15 protein-coding genes are annotated in these 13999 nt (G+C 46.2%); 6 read left to right on the top strand and 9 right to left on the bottom strand.

Annotated features, from left to right (window positions below):
• Positions 1 to 212: 212 nt before the first annotated feature.
• The 5 genes from MJO57_RS24245 (at position 213) to MJO57_RS24225 (ending at position 4618) form a co-directional block, all read left to right on the top strand.
• The gene (locus tag MJO57_RS24245) at positions 213 to 545 is read left to right on the top strand and encodes an STAS domain-containing protein (RefSeq protein WP_252019373.1); all 333 of its coding nucleotides are present in this window, start codon (positions 213 to 215) and stop codon (positions 543 to 545) included.
• Positions 511 to 1080 (top strand): hypothetical protein, encoded by a 570-nt coding sequence (locus MJO57_RS24240; protein ID WP_252019371.1) that lies wholly within the window; start codon positions 511 to 513, stop codon positions 1078 to 1080. The genes MJO57_RS24245 and MJO57_RS24240 overlap by 35 nt, the downstream gene beginning before the upstream one ends.
• Positions 1080 to 2069: a polysaccharide biosynthesis/export family protein gene (locus MJO57_RS24235; protein WP_252019368.1), complete on the top strand. Its 990-nt coding sequence runs from the start codon at positions 1080 to 1082 to the stop codon at positions 2067 to 2069. Before MJO57_RS24240 ends, MJO57_RS24235 begins: the two co-directional genes overlap by 1 nt.
• 342 nt (positions 2070 to 2411) lie before the next feature.
• On the top strand, positions 2412 to 3914 hold the full coding sequence (locus tag MJO57_RS24230; protein ID WP_252019365.1) for an SLBB domain-containing protein: 1503 nt from the start codon (positions 2412 to 2414) through the stop codon (positions 3912 to 3914).
• Positions 3911 to 4618 carry a CpsD/CapB family tyrosine-protein kinase gene (locus tag MJO57_RS24225; protein ID WP_252019363.1) on the top strand — a complete coding sequence of 236 codons (708 nt, stop codon included), beginning with the start codon at positions 3911 to 3913 and terminating at the stop codon, positions 4616 to 4618. The genes MJO57_RS24230 and MJO57_RS24225 overlap by 4 nt, the downstream gene beginning before the upstream one ends.
• 174 nt (positions 4619 to 4792) lie before the next feature.
• Here the strand turns inward: MJO57_RS24225 and MJO57_RS24220 are convergent, their stop codons facing one another.
• The 6 genes from MJO57_RS24220 to MJO57_RS24195 form a co-directional block, all read right to left on the bottom strand.
• Positions 4793 to 5398, bottom strand: coding sequence for a vancomycin high temperature exclusion protein (locus MJO57_RS24220; protein WP_252019360.1), 606 nt, complete (start codon positions 5396 to 5398; stop codon positions 4793 to 4795).
• A 144-nt stretch (positions 5399 to 5542) separates the two neighbouring features.
• On the bottom strand, positions 5543 to 6730 hold the full coding sequence (locus MJO57_RS24215) for a CDP-glycerol glycerophosphotransferase family protein (RefSeq protein WP_252019358.1): 1188 nt from the start codon (positions 6728 to 6730) through the stop codon (positions 5543 to 5545).
• 81 nt (positions 6731 to 6811) lie between these two features.
• Positions 6812 to 7909: a tRNA (uridine(54)-C5)-methyltransferase TrmA gene (gene trmA, locus MJO57_RS24210; RefSeq protein ID WP_252027104.1), complete on the bottom strand. Its 1098-nt coding sequence runs from the start codon at positions 7907 to 7909 to the stop codon at positions 6812 to 6814.
• A gap of 93 nt (positions 7910 to 8002) precedes the next feature.
• A complete protein-coding gene (locus MJO57_RS24205; RefSeq protein ID WP_252019356.1) occupies positions 8003 to 9310 on the bottom strand; it encodes an NCS2 family permease in 1308 nt (435 codons plus the stop codon).
• Positions 9311 to 9547: 237 nt separating this feature from the next.
• Entirely contained in the window at positions 9548 to 9721 is a 174-nt protein-coding gene (locus MJO57_RS24200) for a hypothetical protein (protein WP_252019354.1), read from the bottom strand.
• Between the two features lie 69 nt (positions 9722 to 9790).
• Positions 9791 to 10012 carry a hypothetical protein gene (locus MJO57_RS24195; protein WP_252019352.1) on the bottom strand — a complete coding sequence of 74 codons (222 nt, stop codon included), beginning with the start codon at positions 10010 to 10012 and terminating at the stop codon, positions 9791 to 9793.
• A 25-nt stretch (positions 10013 to 10037) separates the two neighbouring features.
• On the opposite strand from MJO57_RS24195, the gene MJO57_RS24190 reads away from it, so the two are divergent.
• Positions 10038 to 11375 (top strand): transposase, encoded by a 1338-nt coding sequence (locus tag MJO57_RS24190; protein WP_252017304.1) that lies wholly within the window; start codon positions 10038 to 10040, stop codon positions 11373 to 11375.
• 112 nt (positions 11376 to 11487) lie between these two features.
• Here MJO57_RS24190 and MJO57_RS24185 read toward each other — a convergent pair whose 3' ends face one another.
• The 3 genes from MJO57_RS24185 to MJO57_RS24175 all read right to left on the bottom strand — a co-directional run bounded on the left by MJO57_RS24185 (position 11488) and on the right by MJO57_RS24175 (position 13993).
• On the bottom strand, positions 11488 to 12288 hold the full coding sequence (locus MJO57_RS24185; RefSeq protein ID WP_252019351.1) for a GIY-YIG nuclease family protein: 801 nt from the start codon (positions 12286 to 12288) through the stop codon (positions 11488 to 11490).
• A gap of 257 nt (positions 12289 to 12545) precedes the next feature.
• On the bottom strand, positions 12546 to 13013 hold the full coding sequence (rimI, locus tag MJO57_RS24180; protein ID WP_252019349.1) for a ribosomal protein S18-alanine N-acetyltransferase: 468 nt from the start codon (positions 13011 to 13013) through the stop codon (positions 12546 to 12548).
• A gap of 47 nt (positions 13014 to 13060) precedes the next feature.
• Positions 13061 to 13993 carry a hypothetical protein gene (locus MJO57_RS24175; RefSeq protein WP_252019347.1) on the bottom strand — a complete coding sequence of 311 codons (933 nt, stop codon included), beginning with the start codon at positions 13991 to 13993 and terminating at the stop codon, positions 13061 to 13063.
• Positions 13994 to 13999 lie beyond the last annotated feature (6 nt).

Genomic DNA, 13999 nt, shown 5'->3' with positions numbered 1-13999 from the left:
GTTTGCTCAGACTTGTGTTTTATAAAAAAAGGAAATTTAATTTATTTTTTAATGCCGAAATTTTTACGATCTTTTGAGTTGTCTTAAAATATTATTTTTATCAAATAAAAATCAGTTATTTTGTCTAATCTAATTAAATGGATGCTGTTCAAATCCCTGATTTATCTTGTTGGACAGAATTAAAGAAGCGTTGAAGTTGGGAGTAACAGGTAATGGATTACGCGACTTACCAGGCCAGTAGCTGTGATGTCATTGAATTGCACAATAAATTCAATGCGGATACAGTAAATGAGGTTAGAGGTCATTTTGATCACTTGATTAAAGATTGTGCAGGAGATGTGCTTGTTGATATGAGTTCTGTTAATGAGCTTGATTCTTCAGGTATAGGAGCCTTGGTTTTTCTTTATAAGCGACTTAAGACAGAGAGTAGAAATCTTGGATTGCTTGGTGTTAGTGGAAAGCCTGACGAGTTATTGACAATGCTCAGGATTAACCAGACGATCAAGCAATATGAGAGTATTGAAGAGTATCTGTCGAAAAAATAAATTATTTTTATTTTTTTCTTTTTTGATATTGGGTGGAAGATCTGCCAGATATCTGCTTGTTTATCTTTTTTTCCCTTTACTCTCCTCATGTATGTTCCTGTGGCCACTTCAGACTGATCGCGATTATAGCCTGGCAATAAATGAAAAACGCTTTTTCAGGGATGTTGGCCGATCTTATGTGATTAACTTATTTAATTTAAGCCAATCCAGATACCTTGAGCTCAAAGAAGCAGGTGGTGAATATTGTCTTCCCGGGAGTATGAGTTTAATCAATGAACAATTTCAGGTTATTAGGCATGAGATTAGCGGTAGACTTCTAGGTGACGCCAGTATTCGATTACATGAATCATTTTCTGCCCTGGAAAAGGTTCGTTCGATGATGGAAGCGATGGCTGAGGATGGAGGATGTACTTTACAGTATGTTGAAGAGCTGATTCAAAAGGGCCAAAAACCATTACGATCTGACGATTCTGTGCTGGGGCTCTCAGACTGGCCAAGACCTGTAAATTTAAAGCTGTTTAAGCGGTGGCCTTAATGACGACGCTCTATGACACCGGTATAGTCCGCAGTGTGTGGCAAACTCTGGTAATCCTCTTGTTACTTTCAGTGTCTTCTGTGGAAGTATCTGCAAATGCCCCTATAGAAAAAGGTGGGGTGTTTTTCATTAAGCTGAGTGATGATGGCAGGACTCTTCCGCTTCTGCAGGTTGATGAGGTGATGGCAATCACTTTTCCTGATGGAATGGTTCTCAATGTTATGGGAATGAATGAAGAGGCTGCTGCTGGTGAAATACTCAGGGAAATTGGTGAATCTTATAATATTGAGAGCGTAAATTATATTGCTCCGGAACGTTTGATCAACATTGCCATCCTTGGTGATATCCAAAATCCCGGGAAGTACCCGTTTCCCATTGATTCATTGTTAACCAGTCTTAATTCATACTACGCTTTTTTTGACGATACCGACGTTGAAGCAGATTTTACCCTGATCAGGAACAGTCAGCATATTAAAGTGCCAGCCGCACAATCAGCGGGATGGCAGCTGGAAGCCGATGATGCTCTGCTGATTTCTTTACGGGAGAAAGCGCCTGAAAAAACAGTTGATTCGCAGAATCAGCCGGACAGTGAAAAAGAAATTTCACCTCAACCTGGTTTGAAAAGCAATCAAAGCGCTGGCATAGAAGCCCACACGGTGGTTGCACAGGTAAACGAAGAAGAGACTGTGCCAAAGGTGACCGATCCAGCATCAGCTACTTCCGCAGTAGCCGATGCATCAGGCGTTGAGGTTGAAATGTCATCAGTCCGGATGAGAGATCCGGAAAAGTATGAGCTGCAGTCTGGTGATATTCTGGTTATCGGATTGCCGGGAGAAGAAGGATTTAATACTAACTTTCTTATTGGTAGAGATGGGACTATTCACCTTCCTGAAGTTGGACAGATCGAAGTTGCAGGCCTCACATTAAGAACAGCTGATAAAGCAATTTATACGGCACTATCCGATGTTTCCTTGGGCTTGATAAACTGACCATTCATTTGAAGGAAAAACGATTACTGATCACAGTACTGGGTTTTGTCAACAACCCGGGTGAAGTAGAACTGCCCAGTACCGGTAATATCCAGATGGCAATTAACGAGGCAGGGGGGGTTTGTTGATGGGGCCCAGCTGGATAAGCTTCAGCTGAGACGGGATGGTAAGAAAAACGTCTTCAATTTTAAACGTTACCTGGATACGGGGGATCCCTCTGTTCTTCCCGAGATTAAGTCCCTGGATGAAATTTTTGTGCCCACATCTCCTGGTCTAAGCAGTGTACATGGAGAGCCAAGAGCCGTAGATGATAAGGCAGTTGATTCTGTTTCTGACAGAACGGTGATCAAGGTGTTTGGTGAGGTGCTTAAGCCCGTAAGTTTTCCTTACCTGGAAGGCATTAATGTAGTGGATGCCATTTTGAAAGGTGGGGGGGTTACACGTTATGCCAATGTTGAACAGATTCGGGTGCTGTCCGGTACAGAGCCGCTGCTGTTTAACCTGAAGCAGTTTCTCGATAGTGGTAAAGATGAAGATTTGCCAGTTTTAGAGCCCGGCTCGACCATTTATGTTGCTCAGCAGGTTGATTCTGTTTCAGGCGGCTCGCGTAAAGTATATGTGATGGGACAAGTCCAGAAACCGGGGGCATTTGAAACCTCTGAAGGCGTTGGCTTTCTCGATGTTATTGCAAATTCAGGGGGGCCTACCCAATATGCGGATATTCGTTCGGTAAGGATTCTTAAAAGAAACGGGACAGTTATGCCATTTAACTTTCAGGATTTTACCGAGGGACGTACAACCGATTTACCAGTAATTGATTCAGGGGATGCGGTTTTTTTTCCTGAGAAAGGCCCTGAAGACGATAAATCGTGGCTAAAACTGGGAACAGATGATTCGCTTAAAATTATTGGAGCTGTGAAAAAACCCGGACGTTATGAGTGGGCACCTGGTGTGGATTTTATGGATTACCTCAGTAATGCCGGTGGACCTACTGAAAAGGCTGACCTGGCACATGTTAGAATTATTAAGCCGGGTCCCGAGGGGCAGAGAATTTCTTCTGAGTTTAATCTCCAGGAATTTATTGATATAGGTGGGCAATGGGCTGATATGCCGGAACTCTCTGGCGGTTCAACTATTGTTCTCCCGGAACTGCCTGTTAATCCAACCTCTCAAACGTCAAGTTGGGTAAAATTACCCAAGGAAAATGCCATCTATATAATGGGTGCGGTTATTGAACCCGGACGTTATGCGTTCAATGAAGAAATGGGGATTCTGGATATTATCGCCGCTAGTGAAGGCCCCTCTGCAGAAGCGGATCTTAGCCGGGTTCGAGTGGTTCACCGTAATGAAGGCGTCGCCAGAGTCAGTAAGCTGAATCTACTCAGATATTTTGAAACAGGGGATGAAACGCTTCTTCCAAAAGTAAAGACCGGCGACACTATCTTTTTCCCATCGAGAGAACGTAAATGGGTTGAGCAAAAACCTGAAGATACGGTCAGGATTATGGGAGCCGTTTTTGTTTCAGGCCGTTATGAATTTACCAATAACATGACCATTCTGGATCTACTGGCAGAGGCAAAGGGGCCAAAGGAGAGTGCTTATGTCGAGAAAATACTCATCTTCAACAGTTCCTGTTGTAAAAACCGATCTGCGACATTTGATCTTGTGGATTTTATGAAAGATCCGGATGCTTCACGGTTGCCGGTGCTAAGGGCGGGTGATACGGTTTTTGTGCCAGAGCTATCACAATCGAACTGGAATGTGATCATGGGGCTGGTGGCTGACGCGGCCAGTGTTCTGACGGTAATTCAATTCCTCACCAATTTAGGATGGTTTACGCCATGATCAAGCTGCCGGTTAACTATCTGGAGATTGAAGAGATATATGGCAACAGTATTGGCAAAGGTTTGCGTTCTGTCGCTATTACTTCTGCCAACCCGGAAGAGGGCTGTAGTACCCTGGCTTATGCCTTAAGTCAGCGTAGCGAAGTTGATGGTAAGCGAACGCTGCTGGTGGAAGTGAACATGCTGCACCCTGAACTGGGTGATATTTCCGGGCATCTTCATACAGACTGGTTGCCAGAGCCCAAGTCTGCGGATGGATGTATTATGCGTTCGGATGATAAGAACCTGGATATACTACCGGCTCCTTGTGATACGGATGTACTTGGATTTCGCAGTCTTACCAATATGAGCAAGCTTATGGAACATTGGCTGGAAAATTATGATGCTGTGATTTTTGATACCTCCCCGGTAAATGCCAGGAATCGCAATAATATTCCCGCTGAGTCCATTTGTGCCATCGTTGACGGAACAATAATGATCGTTATGGCTGGAGTGACTCGACAAACACAATTCAAAACTGCATTGGATAGACTGACCCAACATGATGCGTCATTGATTGGTGTTGTTTTTAATGATTATCGAAATCCTCGCCTGGCCGATGAAATTTGTCGGGAAACCCGTCGGCTGGACAACTGGTTTCCTAATAGCATGCAAAAAATCAGAAATTATATAAAAAAATCTTCTTTCTTTAATATTGATCTATAGAGCTTGGAAAGGTGTTGTTCTGAACAACACCCAGACGTTTTCCAATAAGTGAATCAGGAGATTGGGTATTGAATGATTCATCTTTGCGAAAAATGGTTATTTCACTATGCCCTTGTTTTCATTGACCCAAAAAAGATGAGTATTGCTCTGTGAATATGAAAACAGTCTGTTTGCTCAGGTAGGAGGCGTAACACCAATCTCAATGGTTGGACCCAGGAATTTTGGACCTGTCTTGAGAAAATGTACTTCCAATACAGCCAACACCCTGGCAAGCACCTCCCTGGCTTTATTACTTAGATCGGTGTTGTGGCCTTCTCCCGCATTGTAGGCAATGGCATCTATCTCATGAGTCATGGCGATGTATAGGGCTCGCTTATTGTGTGGAGCCTGGGAAATAATGGTAAAGCTGTGCAAATCAAATACATGATGTGCCCTCAGGACGGAATCGAGCGTTCTGAAACCTGCATAATCCCGATATATTCGTTCTGCAGGAATTCCTTTTTTTAGCAGGTCTCGCCTGATGGTGCTTGGTTCATCGTAAAAACGGGTGCTGTTATCGCCGCTAATGAGAATGTAATCAATTTTACCCGCTTTGTAGAGTTGGAAGGCTGCCTCAAGCCGTAGCCGGTAGTGGTCGTTAAATCCACCCAGACGCGAGTATTTACTGGTGCCTAGCAAAACACCCACCTGATTATAGGGAAGTTTGCTCAGGTTAGAGTACAAGGCTTCATTGGTGGCTCTTGCCACTATGAAATTGCATAGCACAGTAATTGCCAGCAAGACGAGGGTAAAGAGAACGGCCAGTCTGACAACAACCAGTGAATGGGGTATTCGGACACCCATCATAAACCTTCAACATAAGTCACATCATTCCCTGAGTAGATCATATTGAGTAATTTCTATAAAGCCTATAAAGAAAAAAACTCACGATTTGGTATCAGATTTTCGTCTTAGCTCATCAATGATCAGCTTGGATATGGTTCTGCTCGGAACATCAGGTATGCCCAGGTTTTCGGCAACCGCTGGCGGTCTATAGCCCATGATGTGAGCGTTAATCATGATGGCCAGGGGTTCTGGTTGTGATGCGCGAATGGCAAGCTGTTCGGTCAGCATCAGGTTCTGATAATTCTCATCAGCAACATAGATGACCGGCTTGCCTCTGTAGATGGCCTGTTGCGCTACTGATGATTTATGCACAATAACAGCAGAGGCAATGGTACTAATTGTTGCGGTGGAATAAGTGCCGTGGTGTAGCAGATGGACATTTCCGTCTGATTGAGCCGCAATGATCCTGCGCTCAAGGTCACCATCAAGCTTGGGGTGGTATGAAACCAGAAAAAGAATATTCGGAAGCAATCTTGTTGCTGCAATAAACGTTTGAAAAGCTTGGAGATAGCTGCTGCTGTAATCACCGGCAAACAACACTACAGGTTGTTCTGGATGGATATTAAGGGTTTCGCGCAATAAGAAAATATCGGTCTCTTCATGGATTCTGTCCCAGTCCTCCAGAGCAGGTTGTCCTGTAACGGTTACTTCTGCCCCGAGGGATGATGCGATGCTCTGAAAGCTGAGGGCCGTTGTTTTACTGGGGACATGGAACTCGTCAATGTATCTCAGCTCTTCTAAAAAAGGCTGTACATAATTAATGGAATCAACCGGATCAAAATTATCGTAAAACGCAATGACCTTGGCGCCCCTTGTATCCCAAGTGTTGGCAATCTGTGCCTGTGCCCGGCTTGCCATACCGGTATAGACAATTTTTGCCGAGATTCTCTCAGCGAGGTTGTAAACCAGCTTCTGATTTAACGGCTGGTCGCGGTTTTCATAAAGTGCCTCGTTGTGGGTCAATTGACCGACTGGAATCAGTGCGGGGTCATCTTTGAATATTTCTGCAGCATGACCCATCGCCAATATCCGATAAGGGATATTTGAGTTTTTAAGCCTTTCCTGAATACGCAGGAAAGCGTTGCTTTCACCCTGGTCATAGGCTACGAACAGGACCGCAGTTTTTATATAGTCTGCATCGCTGCTGTAAGAAGTCGGTGCAAAGATGAGCCAGAAAACAGACAAAATGATCGATGCTGGCAGATATTTCAGCTTGTAGTTTTTCACGTGAGGTTACCCCGGAGAACTTCCCTAAAACTTTTTTCCTAAGAATCAAGGTAGGAGTCCCGCCGGGGAGTGTAAATCTGACTATTTCCGAATCAGATGAACGCCCATTTCAGCGTGATGAGTGTATGGAAACTGGTCAAACAGGGCGATTTTTTCAATTCTATGGGTCTGGCAAATGGTTGACAGATTTTTTTTGAGTGTTTCGGGGTTGCAGGAAATATACATAATATTGTCGAAATTCTGCACCAGCTTTTCGGTTCCTTCATCAAGACCTGCCCGTGGTGGATCAACCAGAATGGTAGAGAAATGATAACTATCCAGATCGATTGTGCTCAGGCGGCGAAATGCACGTTCCTTATTCATGGCTTGAGTAAACTCTTCGCTGGATAGACGGGCGATTTCAACATTCTCCACACCGTTCAGTTTAAAGTTTTCCCGAGCCGAATGTACCGAGGTTTTTGCCATCTCGGTAGCCAGCACCCTGGTAAAATATCCGGCAAGTACACAGGTGAAATTTCCGTTCCCACAGTAAAGTTCCAGTAGATCGCTGCTATTGTCTGATGTGATCTCTTTTGAGGTTCGACCAGCCCAGGCTAGCATATGCTCATTAACTCCGGCATTGGGTTGGGTAAAGCTGTTTTCTACCTGGGTGTATTGGAATGTTTTGCCATCCACAGTCAGTGTTTCGGTGACATAGTCTTTGTCCAGTACCAGTTTCTGTTTACGGGCACGTCCAATAACACGAATACCAAACTGCTCCTGGAGTGCAGTTGCTTCTTCTCTCCATAGCTCATCCAGTTGCCGATGGTAAATTAGTGAAACCAGGGCTTCGTTGGTCTGTGTAGTTAGAAACTCAACCTGAAAAAGCCGTTTTTTTAGATGGCTACTGGCAATGATGGTTTCTATCAAGGGCATCATTAGCCGGTTAATGGTTTCGGAGCCACTGGGAAAAGAGGTGACTTCAAAGGGTTGTCTGGTTTGTGGGTCGAACATCCGGTAGTAGCAGTGGACTCCCTCATGCCAGACATGAAACTCTGCTCTCATCCGATAATGGTCTGGTCTGGAGCGGAAAAGTTCCAGTTCAGGAATATCAAACTCGGCAAACTCACTGCAAATGCTGCTGGCTTTTTCTGCCAGTTGCTCTTGATACCTTTCGGGTTGGACTGTTGGTAGGGACATAGCGCTAGTGATCAAATAAAAACGGCCCATATTATGGGCCGTAATAACGTGCGCGTGAAGCGTGGTTTGTGACTGGATGTCTCATCGTTATGTTTACATAATGATCTTGGCCAGACACAGCGAGCCAACAATATAGGAAGCAACAGGTACCTGGCGATAGTTGCCACTTAACAGCTTCAGTATGATGTAAGAGAGCATACCGATAATGATGCCTTCAGCAATGCTGTAGGTCATTGGCATAAACAGCAGGGTCAGGAATGCCGGTATGGATTCACTGAAGTCATCGAGATCGATATCCTTGATGGGGGACATCATAAACAGGCCAACCAGCACCAGGGCGGGAGTAGTTGCCGCACCGGGTACCATCAGGAACAGGGGCGACAGGAACAGGGCAACCAGGAACAGGCCAGCCACGACCAGGGCTGTCAGCCCGGAGCGACCGCCAGCGGTCACACCGGTAGCACTTTCCACGAATGTGGTTACGGTGCTGGTACCCAGGCAAGCACCGGCAGTGGTCGCTACGGCATCAGCGAACAGAGCCTGCTTGCAGTTCGGCACTTCACCTTTTTCATTCAACATATTGGCCTTGGTCGATACGCCGACCAGGGTGCCTACTGTGTCGAACATATCCACAAACAGAAAGGTGAACAGAATAATAGCCATATCTGTGGTGAACAGCTGATCCCACTGGAACTGGAATAAGATCGGAGAAATATCTGGAGGTGTCAGGCCGTTGCTGAAGTCAGGCATAGACGTGACGCCAAGAGGGAAGCCGATCAGGGTGGTAGCGATGATACCAATCAGCAGCGCGCCGCGGACATTTTTAACCAGCAGGATACCGGTAACCAGAATACCAATCAGAGCCAGCAGTGGCTTTGGATCAGTCAATGAACCCACTGCAACCAGCGTCGCCGGGTTTGCTTCGACAATACCGGCATTTTGCAGGCCAATAAAGGCGATAAACAAGCCAATACCGCAGGAAACAGCTTTTTTCAGGCTGAGTGGAACACTGTTAACAATGGCCTCACGGATATTGAAAGCGGTCAGAATCAGGAAGATGATACCTTCAAGAAACACTGCAGTCAGCGCCATTTGCCAGGAGTAACCCATGCCAAGGACGACACCGTAAGCAAAAAAGGCATTCAACCCCATTCCCGGAGCCAGAGCAAAAGGCAGCTTTGCCCATACTGCCATCACCAGAGTACCGATGATTGCGGAGAGGGTGGTGGCGGTAAATACAGCGCCAAAATCCATGCCGGCATCTTTAAGAATCAGAGGGTTGACCACCAGAATATAGGCCATGGTCATGAATGTGGTGAAGCCAGCAATCACCTCGGTTTTGACATTCGTGCCATGAGCTTTCAGGTCAAAATAATTCTCTAGAAAATCCCTGCCAGACATAAGTTACCTTTAGTGTTTATATCAGCATTGCGTTCTTTCGATCAGAAGAGGCATTCTAAATATTTGCCTGTTCGGACGGCCGTTAAAGTGATCTATTTTATGCTGTCTATGATTGATTATTAATACGTATTTATTCTTTTTGCGGGGGGGTGATTTGAATGAGTTGGTCGGTTAATAAATGGTCAGTTTGCGTAGTGGGCATACTTTAAAGCCTTTGAGGTGTTTTCCTGCAGGCTTTTAATTCTTGATGTTTTCCCGGATTTTCTGCATTTTCAGGGCAATTTGATCACTGCGATAGCCGATCAGGATCATTTTCTGCTCAAATCTCTGCAGGATATGGCAGGCTTTTTGGAGCCTGAGTGGAGTTGTTTGTTGGCGGTGTTCAGCGGAGAGATCTTTGGATTTATCCATAATCCCAAGTATAGATGGTTGTGAAATAGGGTGGCCGGCACTTTCCGGGGAAGATGCCGGTGTGAGAGGTCAAGCGACTGCAACCATGCTCTGGCTATTTATGCCCATGGCTCTGGTGTTGAGCTCTGCAAGCAATTGTTCAATTTGCTGGCGATCAGATGTCTGGCTATTCGAGGTCTTCTGAGCCCTGGCTTTTCTTTGTCGTTCAATGGCTTCGCGGATACGTTTTTCTCTTGGATCAAGCTCAATGCTCGACTTTAGAGTTTTAAGAGCACAATAGTTCCGGCGCATAATCTGCTAAAAGCAACCATCCCCAATGACGAAATTCGAGATGGTTGCCATGCTCACTTCAGATCATCAAGTAATCCTCAGGGAGCTCGCTTCATATACAACCTTTCTTGCTGGAGCGCTATCATCAACTGCAGTACCAACGTTCTGCGAACTGCTGTTCGGTTGCATGCTTTCAGCCGACGGCTTTGTTACACAGGCGTTGTTAACAATTGATTTTCATTGTGTGTGGAGCAGCTACCACCACTGGCTATCTCAGGGCAAGTGGCAATGGAAGAACTTGGCACGCCACTTGATCCGTCTGGTCTGCTCCAAAGCTCCTGAGAATCAACCTGTGGTCCTGGGGCTTGATGACTGGGTAATCGAACGGTTTTCCGACAAAGCCCCTGCTTGTCGTACACATCATCAACACAGCAAGAAACGCAATCGGCCGACGTACATCTGGGGGCAGTGTTGGGTTTCCCTGGCCATCATATTTGAGCGGGCTGCAGATGAAGTATTTACCGCCATACCGGTGATCTCATTTCCGACACCAGCTTCAGGTAACACCAGCAAACTGAAAATTGCCGTGGCCATGCTCAGGGTGGTACGCAATGAAGTGAAGGATCGAGTGCTACGCCTGCTAACCGATTGCTGGTATATGAACTGGACACTGATAAAGCCAGCTCTGGAAATGAACATAGAAGTTGTTGGTCAGATACCTTCAAATCGGGCCCTCTATGCTTTGCCGCCAGCACCCACCGTAAAGAAGCGAGGGCGCCCAAAAAAGTACGGCATCAAGATGACGACAGAACAGGTTAAGAAACTGCCGGAAGAAAAAGCAACAGTATGGATGTACGGCAAATTTCGCAAAATACGTTATCGTACCCTGATCTGTCGCGCCAGATTCCTTAAAGGTCGTGAAGTACGCGTCGTCTGGAGTCGCTTTGAAAATGACAAAGGTCTGACCGAAAGCAGAATATTCATCTCGACCAATCCGGAACTTGAGGGACTGGAGGTGCTTCGTGCCTATTCCCGGAGATGGCCGGTAGAGCCAATGTTTCACCAACTCAAACATGCTTTTGGCTGTTGCCATTTATGGCAGCAGAAATTGCGAACACTGCTTCGATGGATGCATTTGAAAATGGCAGGCTATGCATTATTGCAGTTATTAACCGTTTGTAAAAATCAGGCATGTCTGAATATTTCTCGGATACCCTGGAGAAGCCCGGATACAACCACTGCAGGCATGATGAAAATTGCTCTTTCAGGAATTATTCCGAGGTTCTCTATTCGCAAGGGCTGGAACAGATATAAGCAAAAATATGAGTTCAATTTTCGCGATCTGATCGACCAGTTAATACCGGATAATTCAGAAGCAGCATAACTAAAGGCTTTTAGGCAAAAAACGGAAGTAATAACGAACTTGGAAAAACAGTTCACTGATTTCGGCTTGCTTCACTATAAAAAGCTGACCGAATTATCGTTTTATACAGACTCTAAAGTCGAGGCTCAATGATGATCTCTGGCTTAGCGGCTTTTACTGGCTCAGGCTGCTCAACGGCCTCGACAGCTGCAGGAGCGGCTGGTTTGCTGTTGAGGAGTTCAACCGCATTGTTGTCTCCTGAAAGGACGGCGTTGGCTGCAGCTTGAATGGCTTCAAGCTGGACCGAAATATCGTCGCTGAGACAGATGTGGTTCATTTGAACAACGGCATTAACCTGAGATCCGTTTTCTGGTTTTGCTGCCCGCTTCTCTTTCTGGGGTTCTGCTGTATTTTCCTGCGTAGCAGAGATATCCCGGTTGGTTTCCGATGGTCTGGTGCGATCAGTAGTCGCCTCAGTCAGCAGCTTCGCAGGGATGGGCTGTTGTGGCGCAGCAGTTTTCTCTTCAGTCTGCTTTTTGGGCTCTGGAGAGATTTCATCAAAGTCATCCATGTCGCCATCGAAATCGGTAAAGATGCTGGCAAGTTCTTTTTCAAAATTGGACTTGCGGGCCCGTGTTTTCTTTTTGGGCTGAATCTTTACGGTACTGGTTTTGTAGCCCCGGAGGCTGCGAGCGTCCAGCGTTTCAATGGCTTCCTGTTCAAGTGTGTTAAGCTCATTGCGGTCATCTACAAAATCCCACTCTTCAACAACAAAACCGTCCCTGCCGTGTACACGAATCTCCTGGTACAGCGGGTAGTCAAGATTCTGCTCGGCTGCAGCCACCATTTTTTCCCATTGGTCAACCAGGTCATTGCGGGTTGACCCAACATAGACTTGAGAGGTTGTTTTGTTGGTGACGGTGAAGATAATCAACGCTAAAGACCTTGCTATGAGTGAGACAAGGGCGCGATTATACCTGTCAATTTCTCACTGTGCAGGGGTGGAAAGCTCGTATTTTGTAGTTTTTTTTAACGACGCCGGGCTTGATTATGAAACCTCGAAGATAGCATCATCGTTCATGCGAAGTCTTATTGCGTGAATACGATTTAATGGTCGTTTAATGGGTTGGCTTGATGATTGTCATTAGACGTCGCTTGCAGAGTGGCTGTTGTATTCAGTTTGTGCCGGGGTTAATCGAGAAATGTTTCAAGCTCCATTGCCATGACGATGGCATCTTCCCAGCCCTTGCTTGTGGGGTAGTAGTTTTTTCTGATCCCGATCTCGCTAAAGCCTTCATCAAGGTAAAGGTTGAAGGCTTTGATGTTGGAGCGACGCACTTCAAGCAATATCGTTTTGCAGTCAGACTGTGCTGCTTTCTTGACCATATGTTGCAGCAGTTGTCGACCTATACCTCGCCTTTGAAAAGGTTTGTCCACTGTCAGGATAAGAATGCTGGCTTCTCCGGCGGCCATCATCATAACGCAGTGTCCTACCACCTGGTTACCAAGCACAGCCAGCTCACAGGTATAGCCTGATGTCAGGCTGTCGGAAAAATGCGCTGTTCGCCAGGGGTGTTCTGCTGACAGCTGCTCCACAGCATTGATCTGTTCCAGGTCAGTCTCCTGCATGGGGCGAAAAGTGGGTGATGGTTTTGTCATGTTTGATGATTTGTCGGAATCGCTTGATCTGTGGGACTGGCTAATTCTCAGATGCGTTCGGGTTCCTTGGGCGTTTTAGCGAGTAAGGGAGCAAGATCCTGCCATGCTTCTCTTTTGAGTATGGACTGCTTCATAAGTTCATTCAGTCCATGAGTGACAGCAAACCACTGGTCTGTATGAGTACCCTGGTGGATACCGCGCAGTTGCTCAAAATTTTTCTCTGGATCCATGACAAATCTGGCGGCTGACTGACCAAATAAAAGAATAAACCGTCTGCGTGATAACCCGTACTGGTTGCTCAGATAAGCACAGACCGCATCGGCAGCCGCGTAGTCATCCTGATTTAGTTGGCTTAACAGCCCCCGGCTTTCGGTCATTGGCCAGACAAACTCACGAAAAGTCTGTGGGTCTTCAGGGTCAAGTTTGAGTGCTCTGAGGATGTCATCTAATAAGCGTTGATGGTAGCGGCTGAATTGGTTGAGCCCGGAGTGCGGCATTTCAGCAACGACCAGGCAGTCATCGCTGATGGGTTTTATCACCAGTCGGAATTTACTGGCAGAACCTGTCAGCTGTTTTACAGGTTCTGGAGAAGGTTGAGCTTCCTGTTTGATGTTCTTGGCTGGTTTTGAAGGCGTAATAAACTGACCAAGGATGTCTGCAGGCTTTGTCGGTGAGTATCCTGCCCGGGGCTGATCCCTTTCTTTTTGATGGTAGAACGTTGAGCTGCTTTCAGTGCCGAAAGCAGCGTTTGTGGACTCTGCTTCAGCAAGTGCCCGGGCATCCTCTTCAATCCAGTCAAAGGGTCTGGCAGGCTGGGCATTGGTTAGCTGATATCTGGGAAACCAGGTCTGTATACCCATGGCTCCCAAATAGCTTTGCCTGAGTTGTTCTCGCCGGGCAATCTGAGCTTTTGCTGCGGAAGTGTCGACAGCCTGATCACTGTTGGATGGTGAAGCTGGGTCAACGGTTTCGCCTTGCATGTTTGC

This window comes from Endozoicomonas sp. SCSIO W0465, from assembly GCF_023716865.1.
In the GTDB taxonomy this organism is placed as follows: Bacteria; Pseudomonadota; Gammaproteobacteria; order Pseudomonadales; family Endozoicomonadaceae; genus Endozoicomonas.
This window is presented reverse-complemented; position numbering and strand designations above follow the sequence as displayed.

Coding starts and splice junctions, on each gene's coding strand:
- MJO57_RS24245 (WP_252019373.1), top strand. CDS start 213: ATGGATTACGCGACTTACCAGGCCAGTAGCTGTGATGTCATTGAATTG.
- MJO57_RS24240 (WP_252019371.1), top strand. CDS start 511: ATGAGAGTATTGAAGAGTATCTGTCGAAAAAATAAATTATTTTTATTT.
- MJO57_RS24235 (WP_252019368.1), top strand. CDS start 1,080: ATGACGACGCTCTATGACACCGGTATAGTCCGCAGTGTGTGGCAAACT.
- MJO57_RS24225 (WP_252019363.1), top strand. CDS start 3,911: ATGATCAAGCTGCCGGTTAACTATCTGGAGATTGAAGAGATATATGGC.
- trmA (WP_252027104.1), bottom strand. CDS start 7,909: ATGTCCCTACCAACAGTCCAACCCGAAAGGTATCAAGAGCAACTGGCA.
- MJO57_RS24205 (WP_252019356.1), bottom strand. CDS start 9,310: ATGTCTGGCAGGGATTTTCTAGAGAATTATTTTGACCTGAAAGCTCAT.
- MJO57_RS24200 (WP_252019354.1), bottom strand. CDS start 9,721: ATGGATAAATCCAAAGATCTCTCCGCTGAACACCGCCAACAAACAACT.
- MJO57_RS24195 (WP_252019352.1), bottom strand. CDS start 10,012: ATGCGCCGGAACTATTGTGCTCTTAAAACTCTAAAGTCGAGCATTGAG.
- MJO57_RS24190 (WP_252017304.1), top strand. CDS start 10,038: ATGACGAAATTCGAGATGGTTGCCATGCTCACTTCAGATCATCAAGTA.
- rimI (WP_252019349.1), bottom strand. CDS start 13,013: ATGACAAAACCATCACCCACTTTTCGCCCCATGCAGGAGACTGACCTG.
- MJO57_RS24175 (WP_252019347.1), bottom strand. CDS start 13,993: ATGCAAGGCGAAACCGTTGACCCAGCTTCACCATCCAACAGTGATCAG.